Annotated in this window: 14 protein-coding genes; 8 read left to right on the top strand and 6 right to left on the bottom strand. The window is 53.5% G+C overall.

Translation table 11 applies throughout. The features are described 5' to 3' along the window. Positions 1 to 192: 192 nt before the first annotated feature. From speB to MUB23_RS09270, 5 genes are all read right to left on the bottom strand, one after another. Positions 193 to 1044 carry an agmatinase gene (gene speB, locus MUB23_RS09250; protein WP_244800207.1) on the bottom strand — a complete coding sequence of 284 codons (852 nt, stop codon included), beginning with the start codon at positions 1042 to 1044 and terminating at the stop codon, positions 193 to 195. Beyond that, entirely contained in the window at positions 1034 to 1885 is an 852-nt protein-coding gene (gene speE / locus MUB23_RS09255; protein WP_244800208.1) for a polyamine aminopropyltransferase, read from the bottom strand. The genes speB and speE overlap by 11 nt, the downstream gene beginning before the upstream one ends. 100 nt (positions 1886 to 1985) lie before the next feature. Next, positions 1986 to 3464: an aminotransferase class I/II-fold pyridoxal phosphate-dependent enzyme gene (locus MUB23_RS09260; protein WP_244800209.1), complete on the bottom strand. Its 1479-nt coding sequence runs from the start codon at positions 3462 to 3464 to the stop codon at positions 1986 to 1988. A gap of 19 nt (positions 3465 to 3483) precedes the next feature. Beyond that, positions 3484 to 4230 (bottom strand): adenosylmethionine decarboxylase, encoded by a 747-nt coding sequence (gene speD / locus MUB23_RS09265; RefSeq protein ID WP_244800210.1) that lies wholly within the window; start codon positions 4228 to 4230, stop codon positions 3484 to 3486. A gap of 576 nt (positions 4231 to 4806) precedes the next feature. Further along, positions 4807 to 5619 (bottom strand): amidohydrolase family protein, encoded by an 813-nt coding sequence (locus tag MUB23_RS09270; protein ID WP_244800211.1) that lies wholly within the window; start codon positions 5617 to 5619, stop codon positions 4807 to 4809. Between the two features lie 68 nt (positions 5620 to 5687). Between MUB23_RS09270 and MUB23_RS09275 the strand changes: the two genes are divergently transcribed. The 6 genes from MUB23_RS09275 (at position 5688) to MUB23_RS09300 (ending at position 12148) form a co-directional block, all read left to right on the top strand. After that, positions 5688 to 5846 carry a hypothetical protein gene (locus tag MUB23_RS09275; RefSeq protein ID WP_244800212.1) on the top strand — a complete coding sequence of 53 codons (159 nt, stop codon included), beginning with the start codon at positions 5688 to 5690 and terminating at the stop codon, positions 5844 to 5846. Continuing rightward, positions 5843 to 6826, top strand: a complete 984-nt coding sequence (locus MUB23_RS09280; protein ID WP_244800213.1) for a diaminopimelate dehydrogenase — start codon at positions 5843 to 5845, stop codon at positions 6824 to 6826. Before MUB23_RS09275 ends, MUB23_RS09280 begins: the two co-directional genes overlap by 4 nt. A 181-nt stretch (positions 6827 to 7007) precedes the next feature. Beyond that, positions 7008 to 8699, top strand: coding sequence for a putative manganese-dependent inorganic diphosphatase (locus MUB23_RS09285; RefSeq protein ID WP_330641839.1), 1692 nt, complete (start codon positions 7008 to 7010; stop codon positions 8697 to 8699). A gap of 174 nt (positions 8700 to 8873) precedes the next feature. Next, positions 8874 to 10199 (top strand): amidohydrolase, encoded by a 1326-nt coding sequence (locus MUB23_RS09290; RefSeq protein ID WP_244800214.1) that lies wholly within the window; start codon positions 8874 to 8876, stop codon positions 10197 to 10199. 88 nt (positions 10200 to 10287) lie between these two features. Then, positions 10288 to 10983, top strand: a complete 696-nt coding sequence (gene vanR / locus MUB23_RS09295; RefSeq protein WP_244801176.1) for a VanR-ABDEGLN family response regulator transcription factor — start codon at positions 10288 to 10290, stop codon at positions 10981 to 10983. Continuing rightward, positions 10973 to 12148: a sensor histidine kinase gene (locus tag MUB23_RS09300; protein ID WP_244800215.1), complete on the top strand. Its 1176-nt coding sequence runs from the start codon at positions 10973 to 10975 to the stop codon at positions 12146 to 12148. The genes vanR and MUB23_RS09300 overlap by 11 nt, the downstream gene beginning before the upstream one ends. On the opposite strand, the gene MUB23_RS09305 is transcribed toward MUB23_RS09300, so the two are convergent. Further along, positions 12039 to 12911 (bottom strand): YihY/virulence factor BrkB family protein, encoded by an 873-nt coding sequence (locus MUB23_RS09305; protein WP_244800216.1) that lies wholly within the window; start codon positions 12909 to 12911, stop codon positions 12039 to 12041. The genes MUB23_RS09300 and MUB23_RS09305 overlap by 110 nt on opposite strands. Positions 12912 to 13404: 493 nt before the next feature. On the opposite strand from MUB23_RS09305, the gene MUB23_RS09310 reads away from it, so the two are divergent. Together MUB23_RS09310 and MUB23_RS09315 are read left to right on the top strand one after the other, a co-directional pair. Further along, complete coding sequence (locus tag MUB23_RS09310) at positions 13405 to 14949, top strand: extracellular solute-binding protein (protein WP_244800217.1); 1545 nt, start codon at positions 13405 to 13407, stop codon at positions 14947 to 14949. 78 nt (positions 14950 to 15027) lie between these two features. Next, positions 15028 to 18960, top strand: coding sequence for an ATP-binding protein (locus tag MUB23_RS09315; RefSeq protein WP_244800218.1), 3933 nt, complete (start codon positions 15028 to 15030; stop codon positions 18958 to 18960). The last annotated feature ends 93 nt before the right edge of the window (positions 18961 to 19053 follow it).

Below are 19053 nucleotides of genomic sequence, written 5' to 3' on the forward strand. Positions count from 1 at the left end.
CCCGCAGGTCCCCCCTCGCGCTCCCCCTGCCTTGGGCACGCTTTTTTGGGGCTAGTGGGGGAGGGTGAGCTAATAAGCAAATAAGCTAATGAGCTAATGAGATTTTTAATACAGGGCTGGTAGTAGTTCCTGCATGATTGTTTGGTTTTTTAGTGCAGGGCTGGTAGTAGTTCCTGTATGATTGTTGGGTTTTTAATGCAGGGACAGGAGCATTTCTCGGACGATTTTGCAGGCTGCGGCGGCGGAGATGCCGCTGGGGTCGTAGGGGGGGCTGAGTTCGGTTACGTCGCAGCCGATGATCCGGGCTTTGGAGCAGACAAGGGTGGCGGCTTTTCGGAGTTCTTCGAAGGAGACGCCGCCTGGCTCCGGTGTTCCGGTTCCTGGGAATACGGAAGGATCCAAAATGTCGAGATCCAGGGTGAAATAGATTGGTTTTCCGGATAGCTGTGATAATGTCTGTTCTAGACAGGAAAAGTCGTAGAGGACCGTGCTTACGTGTTTCCTTCCCCAGAGAAATTCCGGGCGGTCTCCGGAGCGGATGCCGAACTGGAAGATTCGCCCGTCCCCGACGAATTCATGGCAGCGCCTGAGGACGCAGGCGTGGGAGAGGGGCGTTCCGAGATACTCGTCTCTCAGATCAGCGTGGGCGTCGAAGTGGATGACGGCAAGGTCCGGATACCGGCGCGCCGCGGCCCGGAAAGCGCCCAGGGTCACAAGATGCTCTCCGCCCAGCAGGAAAGGGCGTTTTCCGTCGGACAGGATCTGGTCTGCGCATGCTTCTATTTGATCCAGCGCTTTTTTTGTGTCGCCCAGACAGAGTTCCAGGTCTCCGATGTCGATCACCTGTGTGGCCTTAAGGTCCCGGTCCTGATAGGGGCTGTAGGTTTCCAGACCGTAGGACTCCCGGCGGATCACCCCGCTCCCGAAACGGGCGCCGGGGCGGTAGGAGGTGGTGCAGTCAAAGGGCGCGCCGAATAAGACGGTATCGGCTTCCAGGTAGTCCCGGTCACAGCCCATGAACACTTCTGTATTTTTATTCCACATTTTTTAATAACTCCTCTACATAGGCGGGGATATAAAAGGCTCCTTTGTGGAGCGTGGTGGTGTAATAGCGGCAGGAGAGGCCCCGCATATTCCAGCGGGTTTCATCGAGATCCCGCAGGGGATGATATTTTTTGGAGGCAAAACCGAACAGCCAGTGGCCAGAAGAATAGGTCGGGATATGGGCCTGGTACACCTTGCTGATCGGAAAGGATTCGACGATCCGTTTGTGGGCTCTTTGGCAGGCTGCGGCATCCTCGCTGTAGAAGGGGCTTTCATGCTGATTTACCATGATTCCGTCTTCCTTCAAAGCCTTGTAGCAGTTGCCGTAGAACTCACGGGTAAACAGGCCTTCTCCTGGCCCGAAGGGGTCGGTGGAATCCACGATGATCAGATCGTAATGATTTTCCTTGGATCGGATAAAACGGAGCCCGTCCTCGAAATGGATGGTCAGCCTGGGATCGTCCAGCCGGCAGGCGGTCTGGGGCAGATATTTTCGGCAAACTTCCACCACCAGGGGATCGATCTCCGCCATATCAATGTGCTCGATCTCCGGATAACGGGTCAGCTCCCGGATTACGCCGCCGTCCCCGGCGCCGATCACCAGGACATTTCGGACATGAGGGTGGACGGCCATGGGGACGTGGGTGATCATCTCGTGGTAGATGAATTCATCTTTTTCCGTCAGCATCATGTAGCCGTCCAGCGTCAGAAAACGGCCGAATTCCGGGGAATCAAACACATCGATGCGCTGATATTCACTTTTTCCGCTGTAGAGCTGCCGGTCTACCCGGATCGAAAATTTAACATTCGGGGTCTGCGCCTCCGAAAACCAGAATTCCATGTCAGATTTCTCCTTTCCATCCCTTTGCCCGGTTCTTTCGGGCATTCAGGGATCTCCCTGCGGTATTGGTTCCTTTTGTTTCTTTTTTCAGGGGCCCCAGCTATTGTGCGCCTCCGGGAATCCCCCGTAGATCTTTCAAAACATTGAGCCGGTCGATGTCGGGGGCTTCCGGCCCGGTCATCGAACAGCCTTTGGCTTTGGCGTACTCGATATAGTCTAAGATTTCGCCGGTGATCCGCTCCCCAGGCGCGAGGATGGGAATACCCGGTGGATAGCACATGACAAACTCGCTGCATACCCTCCCCGCGGTCTGCCGCAGAGGAAGCGATTCTTTCTCCGCGTAAAAGGCTTCCTGGGGGGAGACGGCCACGGCCGGGTCAATGTATTCCTGCTTCATCAGGCCAAAACGGGTTTTCCCGAACCTCCGCCGGACTTCCGAGAGGGCGCTGACCAGCCGCTCCACCTCCCGCAGGCGGTCTCCGATGGAGAGGTAGGCTAGAATATTGCCGAGGTCGCCGAATTCGATCTGGATGTCGTACTCATCCCGGAGCAGGTCGTAGACTTCGATACCGGCCAGACCGATGTCCAAGGTATTGACGGAAAGTTTGGTGACGTCGAAGTCAAAAATGCTGTCGCCGTTGATCAGCTCTCTTGAATAGGCGTAATAACCTCCGATGGCGTTGATTTCCTCCCTGGCATACTCCGCCAGCGCAGTCACTTTGGCAAAGGACTCTTTTCCCCGCAGCGCCAGGTTGCGGCGGGAGATGTCGAGGCTCGACAGCAGAAGGTAAGAACCGCTGGTGGTCTGGGTCAGGTTAATGATCTGGCGCACATGCCCTTCCTGCATGGCCGGACCGGTCAAAAGCAGGGAGCTTTGGGTCAGGCTGCCTCCGGATTTGTGCATGGAGACTGCCGTCATGTCGCAGCCGGCAGCCATGGCGGATACCGGCAGGTTGTCGCTGAAATAGAAATGGGTTCCGTGGGCCTCATCGGCCAGGCAGAGCATACCGTGGCCGTGGGCCAGACGGACGATCGCTTTTAGATCAGAACAGATGCCGTAATAGGTGGGATTGTTCACCAGAATCGCCTTGGCATCCGGGTGGGCTTTAATGGCGCGGGTTACGGCCGATACGCTCATGCCCAGCGGGATGCCCAGCCGGTCGTCGCACTCTGGGTTGACGTAGACGGGGACTGCGCCGCAGAGCACCATGGCTCCCATGACGCTGCGGTGCACATTCCGCGGCAGGATGATTTTATCCCCCCGCTTGGCCACGGAGAGGATCATACTCTGAACCGCAGAGGTGGTTCCGCCCACCATCAGGAAGGCATGGGCGGCGCCGAACGCCTCGGCTGCCAGCTCCTCCGCCTCCCGGATCACGGAGATCGGGTGGCAGAGATTATCCAGAGGCTTCATGGAGTTTACGTCCATCCCGACGCACTTTTCCCCCAAAAGCTCCACCAGTTCCGGATTTCCCCGCCCGCGTTTGTGGCCGGGGACGTCGAAGGGGACGATCCGCATCCGTTTCAGATTCTCCAGGGCTTCGTAGATGGGAGCTCTTTCCTGCGTCAAAGCAGTCATCGCAGTACCTCCTTTTTGGTCAGCCGTTGAAAATTTCGATCATCTCACGGCGCAGGTTCGTCATGATTTCAAGCCTGGTCTGAGGCGGAAGTTCATAGACGTCGGTTTTAAACAGGTAATTTTGCAGATCGATCTCCTTGATCATCATCCTGGTGTGAAACAGGTTGGCGCTGTAGACATTCAGGTCCATGGCGTCGTACCGCCGCAGGGTAGCGGGATCGATATAGTTTTGGATCGAAGAGATCTTGTGATCCATGAAGAGCTTCTGCCCGTCTTCCGCACGGGTGAATCCCCGAACGCGGTAGTCGATGGTAATGATATCGGAGTCAAAGGATCCGATCAGATAATCCAACGTAGAGAGCGGCGTGATTTCTCCGCAGGTCGCCACGTCGATGTCGACCCGGAAGGTGGCCAGGCTGGTCTTCGGATGAAATTCCGGGTATGTGTGGACCGTGACATGGCTCTTATCGAGGTGGCCCAGCTGGACCTCTCCGCGGGGAAGCATCGGGGCTTCTGCGATCAGGAGCGTAACGGACGCGCCCTGGGGTTCATAGTCCTGACGGGCGATGTTCAGCACCTGAGCGCCGATTTGATCCGTCAGCGCGGTCAGAATATGGGTGAGGCGCTCGGAATTGTACTGTTCGTCGATGTAAGCAATGTAGTCTTGCTGTTCGCGGGCCGACTTGGCATAGCAGACATCGTAAATGTTAAAGCTGAGTGACTTGGTCAGGTTGTTGAAGCCATAGAGTTTTAATCTCTCCCCCATATTCGTTTCATCCTCTCTGTCGGTGTTGCGGTAGTCGGTAATGCGTCGCGTGGACGGCATTTCCTTGAAATAAAAAGCAAGCAAAGTGCCGGGCACTTTGCTTGCAAAAAATCAATTTTATTATGAAATAACCCATTGATGCCGCCTGCGCTTCGAAAAGCCGGCCGCAAAAAACGATCGAATAGCCGATAAATCAATTGGGATCGCAAAATGAGCTTCTCATCAGAGTCTATATAGCAAATACTTACTTTTACCACTCTTATTGACCGTTTTACAAGTTGATGTGTGCACATGCACCGGTTGTAAAGTAACCAACTTATAAAATTGAGCTTTTAACTCAATCAATAATGGCGGCTGCTGCACCGCCGATCGGCAGTTGACCCGGCTGTCCGTATGGCCTTAACCCCTGGGGTGGTCAGAGAAAATATTTGCATGGATACTCTGTGAAAACTCATATCTCATGACGTGTATCAGTATAGCTCAGGAACGGTGGTCTGTCAAGAAAAATCGCGCGGGATGCAGCCGCACGGGAACGCCGGGCCCAAGTTTAAGACCGTCGCTTTTAAAGTGCGGCCGTCAGTCTTTTAGCTGATAGATCCGGCGCGCATTTTCACAGAAGACTGCCTCCCAATATTTTTCCGGTATGATTGCCTTTGTGAAGGCCACGGTATCCCTTTCATTGGCGAGAGGCCAGTCCGTACCGTACATCAGCCGGTCGTAGGCTTCCGCATATTGGAGCCAGGTGCGGATGTGGGCCAGGTACCCCTCCTTTTCTTTTAGGAAGAGATCCATATCCTGCTTCCCCTCCAGAATGCCGGATAGATCCGCCGCCACATTGGGATTTTTGTCCATGACGGCCACGGCGTCGACGATCCACGGGTTCCCCAGATGGCAGAGGACGAACTGGACGCGGGGATGTTCCGCCGCCACATCGTCCATGGTCAGAGGATGGCTGTATTTCAGCCGCGCGCCGCTGGTTGCTGTGGCGCCCATATGAACAGCCACCGGTTTCTGGTATTGCTCCGCCAGTTGGTAGAAGGGAGAGTAGATTGGATCATTCAGATAAAAGGGACTGTAGCCGGGGTATAATTTAATTCCGACGCAGGAGTCCTTCCTCAGATTCTCTTCCACAAGGGCAATGGCTTCCTTGGGGTTCATTTCTGACAAGGTGCTTCCGTCCAGCCCGATACAGTAGTTCAGAAAATCCGGGTACTCATGGTCTTCCGGATACAGGCTCCGGTTCCCCATCACGATACCACGGCAGACTCCGGCATCCGCAAAATTTTTCCGAAGCCCTTCCTCCGTATTTTCATACCCAGCTTCTACGGCAATCTGGTTGAAATGTGGGTGATTCATGGTAAAATGGATATGAGCGTCAATGATTTTCATGGAAAATTCGCCTCCAGCCAATGTTCTTCTACCAAAGTCTATCACAAAACAGAAGAATAAGAGGCGAAATGCTTGAATACGAGAGAAAAGCAAGAGGCCGCTTACTTTTTGAAATTAAAATAAAGAAAAATTTAATAAAATTAGGGGTGGAAATTTCTAGTCGGATGGGTTACAATATGGCACAGAAGAAATGGCAGCAGAACTGCCGAAGGAGGAATGCAGAATGAAATCCATTCGAATTGGAATTGCAGGCTACGGAAATTTAGGCCGCGGCGTGGAGCTGGCGGTTCAGAAGAATAGCGACATGGAGCTGGCCGGGATTTTTACCCGCCGGGACCCGTCGGATGTAAAGCCGGCGACCGCCGGGGCAAAGGTTTATGCGCTGAAGGACGCGGCTGCTCACAAAGATGAGATTGACGTGATGATTCTCTGCGGCGGCAGTGCGACGGATCTGCCGGAGCAGACTCCGCAGATGGCTCAGTTGTTTTCCGTGATCGACAGTTTTGACACCCATGCGCGGATTCCGGAGCACTTTGCCGCGGTGGATGCAGCCTGCCGGAAGGCCGGTACCGTAGGCGTGATTTCCGTGGGCTGGGATCCGGGCCTGTTTTCCTTAAACCGCCTGTACGCAGAATCCATTTTGACGGAAGGCGGCACCTACACGTTCTGGGGCCGGGGCGTCAGCCAGGGGCATTCCGATGCGATCCGCCGGATTCCGGGAGTAAAACGCGCGATCCAATACACCGTGCCGGTGGAGGCTGCGATGGATGCGGTCCGCGCCGGAAAGAATCCGGAGCTGTCCACCAGAGAAAAGCATTTGAGAGAATGCTACGTGGTGGCGGAGGAAGGGGCGGATCAAGAAGCGATCCGCGAAGCGATTGTGACCATGCCCAACTATTTTTCGGACTATGACACCACGGTCACGTTTATGGAAGAAGAGGAATTTGTAAAAGAGCACAATCAGATGCCCCACGGCGGTTTTGTGATGCGCAGCGGCGTGACCGGTGAGGGCACTCATCAGATGATAGAATATTCGTTAAAATTGGGTTCCAACCCGGAATTCACGGCCAGTGTGCTGGTTGCCTATGCGAGAGCGGTTTCCCGGCTCAGCGCGGAAGGGCAGACCGGCGCGAGAACCGTCTTTGACATAGCGCCGGCCTATCTGTCGCCGCTTACCGGGGAGGAGCTGCGCAGCCACCTGCTGTAAGAAGGGAACGTTCCTATTATAAAGGCAGACGGGCTGCTCTTTGCCGTGAAGTCAGAATTTATCGGGACTGCTGGACAATCGCAGGGCCTGTCCAGGGGCTGTCCCCTGGGGTACAGCGGTATGAAAGATTTGGCGAGATCTTTTGGCAAATCAGGGAATGACCGAGAAGGAGGAGACTGACGTGAAAAAAGAAAATCCTGCCGCAGCAGCGGAGGAAACGGAAGAGAAAGTGCGGCCCGTCTATGTGGTAGGGCATATGAATCCGGACACAGATTCGATCTGTTCGGCCATCGCATATGCGAAGCTGAAAGAAAAATTGACCGGGAATCCTTATTATCCCAAGCGCGCGGGGCAGCTGAACCTGGAGACCCAATATGTGCTCCAGCGGTTCGGTTTCCCGCAGCCGTTCTTTATCAGCGATGTGCGGCGGCAGGTGAAGGATATGGACATCCGCCGGTTTAAGCGGGTCTTAAGCTGCCTGTCTCTGAAAAAGGCGTGGGAATGGATGGCGGACATGAATGTGGTGACGCTGCCGATCGTGGATGAGGAAGGGTATTTGACCGGGATCATCACCGAGGGCGATATCGCCGAATCCTACATGGGAATGTACGACAGCAAGGTGGTCTCCCAGGCCGGGACTTCCTACAAAAATCTGGTGGAAACCCTGGGCGGCGAGCTGGTGGTCGGAGACAAGGACCATGAGCTGACCGAGGGAAAAGTATTGATCGCGGCGGCGAACCCGGATACCATGGAGGAGTTCATCGACGATGGGGACATTGTGATCACCGGAAACCGCTATGAGTCTCAGCTCTGCGCCATCGAGATGAATGCCGCCTGTGTGATCGTGACCGGAGGCTCCAAGGTATCCCGGACCATCACCAAGCTGGCCCAGGAAAAGAACTGTTCGATCATTGAAACTCCCTACGATACGTTTACGGCGGCCCGCCTGATCAATCAGAGTATTCCGATTGACTTTTATATGAAGAAAGACAACCTGATCTCCTTCCACCCCAATGATTTTATCGACGACGTCAAAGACACAATGACCAAGCACCGGCACCGGGATTTTCCCGTGGTGGACAAGGACGGAAAACTCCTCGGTATGATCTCCCGCAGAAAGCTGCTGGGCGCAAAGAAAAAGCAGGTGATTCTCGTGGATCACAATGAGCGCTCCCAGGCTGTGGACGGCATCGAGGATGCGGAGATCCTGGAGATTATCGACCACCACCGGCTGGGCAGTTTGGAAACCATCAATCCGGTCTTTTTCCGGAATCAGCCCCTTGGCTGCACGGCGACGATTGTCTATCAGATGTACCGGGAAAATCAGGTGGAGGTGGAGCCGGGCATCGCGGGACTTTTGTGTTCGGCGATCCTCTCAGATACGTTGGTCTACCGTTCTCCGACCTGCACGCCCATGGACCGGCAGGCCGCCGAGGAGCTGGCTGCGATCGCCGGGATTTCCGTGGAGGAACACGCTCAGGCAATGTTTGCCGCCGGAAGTAATTTTGGAAGCCGGACCGCTGAGGAAATCTTCTATCAGGACTACAAGAAATTCAATGTCGGAGAGAGGACTCTTGGCATCGGCCAGGTGAACATGATGTCCCGGAAAGAGATGGAGGAGCTGGAAGTGCGTTTGCTGCCTTATATGAGCAAGGTGCTGAAAGAAAAAGCCGTGGATATGGTATTTTTTATGCTGACCAATATCATGGACGAGAGCACATTACTGCTTTGTCAGGGAGAAGGGGCCGCGGAGGTGGCCGCCGGAGCCTTCCACCAGGAACCCCAGGAGAGTATGTTCCTGCCTGGCGTGGTATCGAGGAAGAAACAGGTGGTGCCGTCCATCATGTCGGCGATGCAGAATGAAAATATTTGATGTGCCAGACGCGGCAGGCCTTATCCCGGACAAGAGAGATGTTGTCCGGGATAAGGCCTGCCGCGTTTTTGTCTTCTGGGAGACAAAGCGGCCCAGTGAAGTTTACACCATTGTAATTGCTTTCCGGTAGAATTACCTGGATATTTGTGATAAAATAAAAAACGATGGTAAAATATGAAGAAGGATGTTGGATCTTCCAAAAGAAAAATGACGAAAAAAATCGAAGAACTGGCCCGGACTTATTTCCCGGAGGCGGTTTCCCTGCGCCGCCTGCTCCACGAGAAGCCGGAATTGGGCTGGTGCGAATATGTTGCAACGTCGGTCGTTGCCGCTCAGCTGAAAGCGCTGGGCTACCAAGTGCAGACCGGGCCTTCCGTGTGCAAAGCGGATGCTCGGATGGGAGTTCCCTCCGAAGCGATCCTGGAGAGGGAATGGCTGAGAGCCCGATCCGAGGGCATTCCGGAACGGGAGCTGGAGCCGATGCGGGGAGGTTTTACCGGGTTAATTGCCGTGCTTCACCAGGGGCCCGGCCCGGTGGCTGCCCTGCGCCTGGACCTGGACGCGCTGCCGCTCACGGAGAAGACCGGGCTCCCCTTCGCCTCCTCACATCCTGGCGTCATGCACGCCTGCGGTCATGACGGTCATACGGCGATGGGCGTGGGAATCGCCCGTATCATGAAGGCGATGGGGGATCAGTGGCAGGGAACCTTGAAACTGATCTTTCAGCCGGCGGAGGAAGGCGTGCGCGGCGGCAGGGCGGTAGCCGAAGCCGGTCACGTGGACGATGTGGATTTTCTGCTGGGCGCGCATATTTTCGGCCGCTCCCGCCCGGAAGGAGACTGTGATCTGGTTCCCGGCGCGTCCGGTTCCTTCGCCACGACAAAGCTGGATGCGGAATTTACCGGCCGCGCCGCCCATGCCGGAAGTTTTCCGGAGAAAGGCCTCAGCGTAATGCCGGCCATGGCCGCCGCGGTCACGGCCCTCTACGGAATCCCGCGCCACAGCAAAGGGGCGACCCGGATCAACGTGGGGCGAATGGAAGCCGGAGGCGGCCGGAATGTGGTGGCGGATCACGGGATACTGGAATTGGAGATCCGCGGGGCTGGCACGGAGATCAATTCCTATATGGAAGAACAGGCTCGCCGGATTTTGCTGGGCGCGGCCAAGATGCACGGTGTGTCCTGCCGGATTCAAACCGCGGGCGGCGCGCCGTCGGTGGTGAGTAGCCTGTCCCTTTGTGAACGGATCCGGACTCTTTGCCTGGAACAGTTTCCACAAATCCGGCCGACCTCCTACCTGCAAGGGCCGTCCGAGGGAAGTGAAGATTTTTCCTGGCTGATGGAACGGGTAAAAGCACGCGGCGGCCAAGCGGCGTTTCCCCTGCTGTTAACGGATACGGCGGCGCCGGGCCATACCCCGGAATTTGACTTTCCGGAGACCGTGCTCCACACGGGAATGACGGTACTTAGCGGCGTACTCTTTGATATTTTGAAAAAGTAAGCGGGAACGTTTACAAATCTGATACAAAAATAGCGTATCCTATCCGTGGGAGGTGAGGCGGATGCGGAAACGCATGGGAGAACGAAAAATGAATGACCATATTTTAGTTGTGGACGATGAAAAGGAAATTGCAGATCTGATCGAGCTTTATCTGATGAACGAAGGTTTCACGATCCATAAATGCTATGACGGAAAAAGCGCCCTCAAAGTCATTGAGGAACAGCGCCTGGATCTTGCCATTTTGGATGTGATGCTGCCAGATACCGACGGATTTTCGATTTGCCGCACGATTCGCGAAAAGTTTAATTATCCGATTATTATGCTGACGGCAAAGATCGAGGATGTGGACAAAATCCGGGGCCTTACCATCGGGGCCGATGATTATATCACAAAACCTTTTAACCCGCTGGAAGTGATCGCGCGCGTAAAGGCTCAGCTTCGCCGGTATAAGAATTATAATGATATTTCTCAGGAGGAAGAACGGGACGTCTATGAAATCGGCGGGCTGGTGATCGACAATGAACGCCATGAGTGCACGCTCTATGGAAAACCCGTATCGCTGACTCCGATTGAGTTTAAAATTCTGTGGACACTTTGTGAGAATGATGGGAAGGTGGTTTCTTCCGAACAGCTTTTTGAGACGGTCTGGGGGGAAGAGTATTTGGACTGCAATAATACGGTGATGGTCCATATCAGACGTTTAAGGGAAAAGCTGGGAGAGCGGCCAAGAAACCCCAAGTACATCAAGACCGTTTGGGGAGTAGGGTATAAAATTGAAAAATAAGAAGGAAGATTTCCGGCTGGTCAAGCGCCGGTCCTTGAGCCGGATTCTGCGAAATCTGCTGATCTATACCTTATTTATGCTGCTTTTGATGGCAGGTTATTACCTGTTTTACCGGGGATCCATCTCGATCTGGGTTCAGGAACAACTGGGTTCCCAAACCATGCAGCTCTTAAGAGGAAAAAAAGAGCTCCTGTTTTCCATTGTCTATCTGGCGGGGGCTTTGATCATCTGTGTCCGGACGGCCCGGAGAAATCTGCGATATTTGGAGCTGGTGATCCATTCCTTGACTGCGCTGGTGGATGAAGGCGCGGCGATCGAGGCTTTTCCCGCGGATTTGAAAGAAGTGGAGATGGCGTTGGTGCGGCTGCGGGAGCAGCTGCAAAAGCGGGAGCAGGAGGCGAGGGAAGCGGAGCAGCAGAAAAATGATCTGCTGGCTTATCTGGCCCACGATTTGAAGACCCCGCTGACTTCGGTTATCGGATACCTCTCTTTGCTCCAGGAAAATCCGGCGCTGCCGGCGGAGCAAAGGGCAAAATACATTGATATTTCCGTGGAAAAAGCTTACCGGCTGGAACAGCTGATCAATGAATTTTTCGATATCACGCGGTTTAATACGCAGGGAATGGTGCTGGAAAAGAATCGGGTCGATTTGACCATGATGCTTTATCAGATTGCCGACGAGTTCTTCCCGGTCTTAGCGGAGAAAGGGATGACGGCTGTGATGGATATCGAAGCAGGGCTGAAGCTGGATGCCGATTCCGACAAGCTGGCCCGTGTCTTTGACAACCTGCTGCGGAATGCGGTGGGATATGGCTATGAAAATACTTGTCTGTGCATTGAGGCGGCGCGGGAACTGGGGGGAATCCGGGTCAGCGTACATAACCAAGGAGATCCGATTCCGCCGGAAAAACTGTCCATGATCTTTGAAAAGTTTTACCGGGCCGACAGTTCCCGCGGCACCAAGAACGGCGGAGCCGGTCTGGGACTTGCCATTGCTAAGGAGATCGTAGAGCTCCACGGCGGTACAATCCAGGTGACGAGCGAAGGGCACGAGATCACGTTTTTGATCCATCTTCCGGCTCATGAACCGCGGGAAGATGAGATTTATGATCCGGAGAGTGAGACTCTAAAAAAACGTTCAGCTCGGCGCCGGCGAGCAAAATAAGGATACAGAAGTACAGCCACAGCATCATCAGGATGATGGCGCCCAAGCTGCCGTAAATATACGTATAATTGGAAAAGTTCGTGATGTAATAAGCGTATCCCAAAGAGAAGATGGTCCAGCCCGCGGTGGAGAACAAAACACCGGGAAGCACCTGGAAAAAGCGGCGCTTAGCGCCGGAGAGCACCATATAAATTCCGCTGAACCCGGCGACGAAGACGGCAGTGGACATCAAAGAGCGGAGTCCGAAGATCAGCGGCGCGATTTTATTGAGCATCGGAAAATGCGCGCTGGCCGCCGCCTGGATTGAGTTACCGAAAACCAGCAGGCCCAAGGCCATGACCAGGACGACCAGGAAAAACAGGGTATAGAGAACCGCCCGCAGGCGCCTCAGGATAAAGTTCTGATGATCCGTGACCCGGTAGATGACGTGAAGGCAGCGCTCCAGGGCCAGCACGCCCTTTGAGGCACTCCAGACCGCCACCAGCAGCGAGATCGAGACGATGGACGGCGCCGAGTTGGTGAACAGGTCATCAATGGCGGATTCGACCGGCTGGCTCAAAGAGGCAGGAAGCAGATTCACCACATAGGATAACGCCTCCATCTTGCTGGCCGGAATGAAAAATTGAATCAAGGAGACCAACGCCATCGCAAAAGGGATGACGGAAACGACAATGAAAAAGGAAGCCTGGGCGCCGTAGACCGGAATCTGGTCCCCGCTGACTTTTTTCGATACTTCAAAAATTCTTTTCTGCCAGTCCTTCATGGCGTCCTCCTTTCTTGTGGTTTTCCCATCTTATCACGACTGGAAATATTTTTCAACGGGGCTTTTCAATAGCCAACCTTTTATTCTTTATTTTACATCAAACATCTTCCAATTAAAACGGAAATCACAAATTTTTCGGATTTTGTTCTGAAACGAATAGTAAAAGAGGATTTCTCGGCAATAGAAAAGGAGGGAAGCCATTGTTTCACGGCATCCTTCCTTTTTCGTGGGAGCAGAACCCTTTTATTCCTTGTTGGTTTCACAGATATGCTTATCATAGTGGCTGAACAGCAATTTCTGAACAGCGTCGTTGTCATGGGCCTTCCCTGCTGTAAGCAGGGCCATGGCCGCGATGAAGCTGTACTTGCATTGGGTGCGTCAGGTCTTTTTCACTTGGGGCGGTTGGCCTATATGTAAAATAGCCCAAGAATCAGGTTTTACTTGCAGGATTCGCGGAACTAGTATAAGATACAAGGAAAGAGGAGGAAAAATTATGAAAAAAACGATTGCGATGTTTCTGTCTGCCCTGCTGCTGTTTAGTGGCTGCTCTTCCCCGCAGACAAATGGTGAGAGCACTTCGGAAACGGCGGCCCAAGGGATGGAATCTCAGGGCGCGGAAACAACTGCCGCCACCGGGACAACGGCGGGAGAAAAGACAGCCGCTTCGGTGAAGCTGGATCCGAAAAACCCGGTGACGATTACGGTATGGCATTATTATAATGGTTCCCAGAAATCTGCCTTCGACGAGATGGTCAGCGAATTCAATCAGACCAAAGGCGCGGAAGAGGGGGTTTTTGTAGAAAGTTATAATCAGGGAAACGTGACACAGCTGGAGGACAGCGTGAAAGCGTCGATCAGCAAGGAGGTCGGCAGCAGCGAGGTACCGAATATCTTTGCCTCCTATGCGGATACGGCTTACGAAGTGGAAAAGATGGGATATCTCGTGGATCTCGGCCAGTATATGACTGAGGCGGAGATTGCCGAATATGTAGATTCTTATATAGAAGAAGGACGAATCGGCACAGGCGGAGAGCTGAAGATTTTTCCGACAGCCAAATCTTCGGAAATTTTCATGCTGAACAAGACCGAGTGGGATACCTTTTCCGCTGAGACGGGCGCTTCGATGGACGATTTGAAAACAAAAGAAGGCTTGGTGAAAGTGGCGGAACAGTATTATAACTGGACCGACGCCAAGACGCCGGAGCCTGGCGATGGGAAGGCTTTCTATGGCCGCGACGCCATGGCGAACCTGTTTATCGTCGGATCCATGCAGCTGGGCCATGAGATCTTCCATGTGGAAAATCAGACCGTGACTTTGGATGTGGACCGGGACGTCATGAAAAAGATCTGGGATTTCTACTATGTTCCCTATGTGAAAGGATATTTCTCAGCATATGCCAAGTTCCGCTCCGATGACGTGAAGATCGGAGAAATCATTGCGCTGACCGGTTCTACGACTTCTGCGACATATTTTCCGGATACTGTGGAAATGGAGGACGGTAGCAGCCATCCCATCGAGGCGGTCAGCTTGCCGACGCCTGTTTTTGAGGGCGGCGCCAATTATGAGGTGCAGCAGGGCGCGGGAATGGTAGTGACGAAGAGCACGCCGGAACAGGAATATGCGTCGGTCGTGTTCTTAAAGTGGTTTACCGAGGCGGACCGGAATCTGGAGTTTTCCAGCGGTTCGGGATACCTGCCTGTGAAAAAGGGCGTGGCGACCAAGGAAAACCTGGATCGTATTCTGGAAGAAAAGAAGATTGAGATCGGGCCCAAAGCCTATGATGCGTTATTGATCAGCTATGATCGGAGCAGCGAGGCGGCGCTCTATACCAACAAGGCGTTTGACGGCGGGGTGAAGGCCAGAAAGGTGCTGGAGTATAACCTTTCCGACAAAGCGGCTGCCGACCGGGAAGCCGTGCTCGCGGATCTTGCCGCCGGAAAGTCCGTGGAGGAGGCGCTGGCCCCCTATCTGACCGAGGAAAACTTTGAAACTTGGTTTGTCCAGTTTCAACAGGCCCTTGAGGATGCGGTAAAATAAATTTGTGATTTGGAAACTCTGCTCTGCATCCCGTTTGGGGAACCGGGATGCAGAGCCTTTGCCATAGAAGGAGCGTATATGCTTCACAGAAAAACCTCGATTTACCGGCGGTTGGTGTTGCCGCTGACCGTGCTGATCTTACTGCAGGCCCTTTTTTCCTACGCCAGCGTGTATGTCAGCGGAACGGCGGATATGATCAACCAAAATGCGGTGCATGTGCTGAATCAGACGGCAGAAAACCGGAAGATTATCCTGGAAAATGAAATGATTCAGCAGTGGTCGAATTTCCAGCTGGTGACCGGAACCATCAACCAAAAACTGACTTATTTTTTAAATGAAAAGAACGTGCAGATATCCGCTTTTCTGGAAGAAGACCGTTTACAGACAGAATTTGCCTCTCTGATCTCCGAGCAGGTAATCTCGGTTTTGCGAACCAATTCTGTTACTGGAGCGTTTCTTTTTTTGAGCGGCAGGACAGAGACAGACGGCAGTCTGGCTTTGCCGGGTGTTTATTTTCGTGATCCCAATCCAAAAAATAACCCTATGGATTATTCCGATTTGGTGATGGTGAGAGGAAATAAGAAAATATCTCATGATTTGGACATCCCCTTTGATGTGTTTTGGTCCACGGATCAGGAAGGAAATCAGGACAGCGAGTCCATGCGTTTTTTCAGTTACCCCTATCAGGAGGCATTGAAAGCGCCGGGCCTTGATTATCGGAATCTGGGATACTGGAGCCGCCCCTTTTCCCTGGGAGGGGAAGGGGATCCCTACCGGATGATTACGTATTCCGTTCCTTTGATCTACGACGATCAAACGGTCTATGGTGTATTAGGAATCGATATTTCCCAGGAATATCTTCAGGATTTGATTCCGGCAAAGGAATTGGAAGTAGAAGAAAAGGATCAGAGCGGCTATATCATGGCTTTGGAGCGCGAAGACGGCGTGTATGAACCCTTGCTGGCTTTCGGAGCCGCCGCCAGCCAGCTGTCCCAGGACAATACCAGACTGACTTTGCAGAAAGAAGAAAATGAATTATATCTCATTTCCGGCGCAGAGCTCTTTGGCAGCAAGGCTTATGCCACAGTGCAGGAATTTTCCCTCTACAATACCAACACTCCGTTCAGCGGGGACCGCTGGGTGCTGCTGGCCGTGACCAATTATCACCAGGTCTTCGGGCTCGGAGAGCGCCTCTTGTTCTTGGTCGGCATCGCCGTATGCCTGACTCTGGCAGTCGGCCTGTTGCTGACGAGCCTGACGGCGTCCTTTGTCACGAGGCCGATCCGCCGTTTGGCCCAGAATATCCAGGGCGGGCTTCCGGATGTGGAGGGGATGAAGGAAACCCGGATCGAGGAGATCGACAATTTAAGAAGGGTTCTGCAAAATCTGTTGGAGCAGCAAAAGAAAGCGGAAGAGCAGTTGTTGGAGGAGAAGGAACGCTATCTGGCGGCCCTGGACAGCAGCACCGGAATTTTATTTGAGTATGAGTATTCCTCTGATATGGTACGGTTTTATAATGTGCGGACAGAAGGAAACGAGGAAGCGGAAGAGGGACGGCTGACCCAGACAATCCATGGGTTTGAATCGTTTTTTGACAACGACGAGATTATCTATCAGCCCGATCGGGACCGCCTGACCGAGATCATCAAATCTGAGGAACAGTATAAGCGCTGCGAGTTTCGAAGCAGCATTTTCAGCCCCGGACAGTTCCGGTGGGTGGAGATGCGTGCCAAGCTGGTGCAAAATGCCGCCGGACAGGCGACCAAGATGATCGGAAGCCTCAGCGATATTGAAGAGCGTAAGAATAAGGAACTGGAGGAGCAGGAGAACGCCAAGCGGGACAGCCTGACCGGATTGTACAACCGGGAGGAAGGCTGGAACATTCTGCTGGAGGCGACCAGACGCGGCGGCTGTCTTTTGTTCTTTGACATCGACAATTTCCAGAGTGTCAACGATACGCTGGGCGTGATGGCAGGGAATGTTGTGCTGGAGGAAGCCGGACGCCTTTTCCGTTCTTTGATGAGGGAGCAGGATCTCGCCGTTCGCTACGGCGGAGATGAATTCGTCGTCTGGCTGCCGGAAGTCGGCCGGGAGGAAGGGAAGGCCTTTGGCCGGAAATTGGCGGAGGCGTTCGCACGGAACTGCGGAAGCGTAATGCCGGATATCGGGATCAGCATCGGCTGTATTGAGACCGAGGGAAATCAGCCCCTGCCGCTTTTGATTGAGCGGGCTGGTAACGCTTTGCAGGAAGCCAAACAAAAAGGCGGCCATATCATTGCTTACCGAGATATGGGCATGCAGAGAAAGGCAGAAGGCTCCATGGCGGGAAATGTGACGCCGATCACTGGCATCCCCTATGAGTCTAATCTCAGCATTGTGTCCATCGTGTTTCATATGTTTGAAAAAGCAGAGGACATGCGCCGGGTGATGCCTGTGCTGCTGATGAAGCTGGGCGCTTATTTTCAGCTCAGCGATTTGGTGATGACCACGGCGGAACGGGATTTCTATACGACGTATGTATACTGTCAGTGGCACCGGGATGGAGAGCCTGTATCGGATCAGGTTCAGCGGTATTCGGAGGCAGTCTACGACCATTGCGTGAATCGGATCCGGGAGAGCCGGATTTTGGAAACAGGCGGATCCAAGGGGGACTTGAGCGGGGAAGAAAAGCTCTTTTTCGCGGTTCCTGCCGGCCGGTGCGGACTTTGCATCCCGCTCTGGGCGCACGGGGATTATATCGGAAGCATCGGCTTTTTCGATCAGGATGAAGCGCGCGTTTGGACGCTGGAGGAGAAGTCCAGTCTCTCCGAGGTGGCGAAAATTATTGAGACCAATCTCAGCAAAGCGCGTTCGGATTCCGCGAGCCGCGCCAAGAGCGATTTCCTTTCGCGGATGTCCCATGAGATCCGGACGCCCATGAATGCCATCATTGGAATGACGGAGGTGGCGAAATCAGCTCCTGAACTTCCAGAGAAAGCGGCGGACTGTCTGGGCAAAATCGAGATTTCTTCCCGCTATCTCCTGTCTTTGATCAATGACATCCTGGATATGTCCCGGATTGAAAGCGGAAAAATGCAGCTGGCGGAGACGGATTTCGATCTGGATCAACAGTTATTGGAGATTGAAACCGTGATCCGTACCCAGGCGGAGGCAAAAAAACAGAATTTTCAGCTGGAAAAAGACCTGCCGCATCCCTGGGTGGTTGGGGATGGAATGCGCCTGAGCCAGGTTCTGGTGAACCTGCTCAGCAATGCCGTCAAGTTTACACCGGAAGGCGGAAGGGTTCGTCTTGTGGTGCGGCAGGAAATCCAAGCAGCAAAATGCAGTCTTTATTTCTCCGTCAAAGATAACGGAATCGGAGTCAGCGAGGCCAACCGGGAACGGATTTTCCACGCTTTTGAGCAGGAAAGCGACACGACAGCCAGCCAGTTCGGAGGGACCGGACTGGGCCTTGCGATCAGCAACAGCCTGGTTCAGATGATGGGCGGTAATCCCATTCATCTGGAAAGCGAGGAGGGAAAGGGAAGCGAATTCACCTTCTCCCTGCGGCTGAATCTTGCGGAGGGGGTCCGAAAATCCGCTCATGTGGAGGAAACGATCTTCCACTTTGACGGACGGCGGGTTCTTTTGGTCGAGGACAATGATCTGAACGTGGAGATTGCCAAGACACTTTTAGAGATGCACGGATTTCAGGTGGAGACGGCGGAAAACGGCAAGGTCGCTGTGGAACGGTTTGGATCGTCTCCGGCCGGTTACTATGATGCGGTGCTGATGGATATCCGGATGCCGGTTATGGATGGGTTGGAAGCGACCAGAAGGATTCGAAAACTGAACCGGGAGGACGCCCGGCAGGTGCCGATTATCGCCATGACGGCCAATGCCTTCGACGAGGACATGAAAAAGTCGGTGGAAAGCGGAATGAACGGCCACCTGACAAAGCCGGTGGATTTTGAAAAACTGAGCCGGATGCTTCAGGAGCTGTTTGAAAAAAGAGAAAGACGAGATACATAAGAGCATAGGAATCTTGCCGCTCAAAAATATGCGGCAAGATTCCATACTTTTTTTCGAAAGCCCTTGACTTTATATGAAAAGTGATGTAAAATC

The organism is Cuneatibacter sp. NSJ-177 (genome assembly GCF_022867805.1).
Lineage (GTDB): Bacteria > Bacillota > Clostridia > Lachnospirales > Lachnospiraceae > Pseudolachnospira.

Coding starts and splice junctions, on each gene's coding strand:
- MUB23_RS09270 (WP_244800211.1), bottom strand. CDS start 5,619: ATGAAAATCATTGACGCTCATATCCATTTTACCATGAATCACCCACAT.
- speD (WP_244800210.1), bottom strand. CDS start 4,230: ATGGGGGAGAGATTAAAACTCTATGGCTTCAACAACCTGACCAAGTCA.
- MUB23_RS09275 (WP_244800212.1), top strand. CDS start 5,688: ATGCTTGAATACGAGAGAAAAGCAAGAGGCCGCTTACTTTTTGAAATT.
- MUB23_RS09260 (WP_244800209.1), bottom strand. CDS start 3,464: ATGACTGCTTTGACGCAGGAAAGAGCTCCCATCTACGAAGCCCTGGAG.
- MUB23_RS09290 (WP_244800214.1), top strand. CDS start 8,874: ATGAAGAAGGATGTTGGATCTTCCAAAAGAAAAATGACGAAAAAAATC.
- speE (WP_244800208.1), bottom strand. CDS start 1,885: ATGGAATTCTGGTTTTCGGAGGCGCAGACCCCGAATGTTAAATTTTCG.
- MUB23_RS09280 (WP_244800213.1), top strand. CDS start 5,843: ATGAAATCCATTCGAATTGGAATTGCAGGCTACGGAAATTTAGGCCGC.
- MUB23_RS09310 (WP_244800217.1), top strand. CDS start 13,405: ATGAAAAAAACGATTGCGATGTTTCTGTCTGCCCTGCTGCTGTTTAGT.
- speB (WP_244800207.1), bottom strand. CDS start 1,044: ATGTGGAATAAAAATACAGAAGTGTTCATGGGCTGTGACCGGGACTAC.
- MUB23_RS09315 (WP_244800218.1), top strand. CDS start 15,028: ATGCTTCACAGAAAAACCTCGATTTACCGGCGGTTGGTGTTGCCGCTG.
- MUB23_RS09305 (WP_244800216.1), bottom strand. CDS start 12,911: ATGAAGGACTGGCAGAAAAGAATTTTTGAAGTATCGAAAAAAGTCAGC.
- vanR (WP_244801176.1), top strand. CDS start 10,288: ATGAATGACCATATTTTAGTTGTGGACGATGAAAAGGAAATTGCAGAT.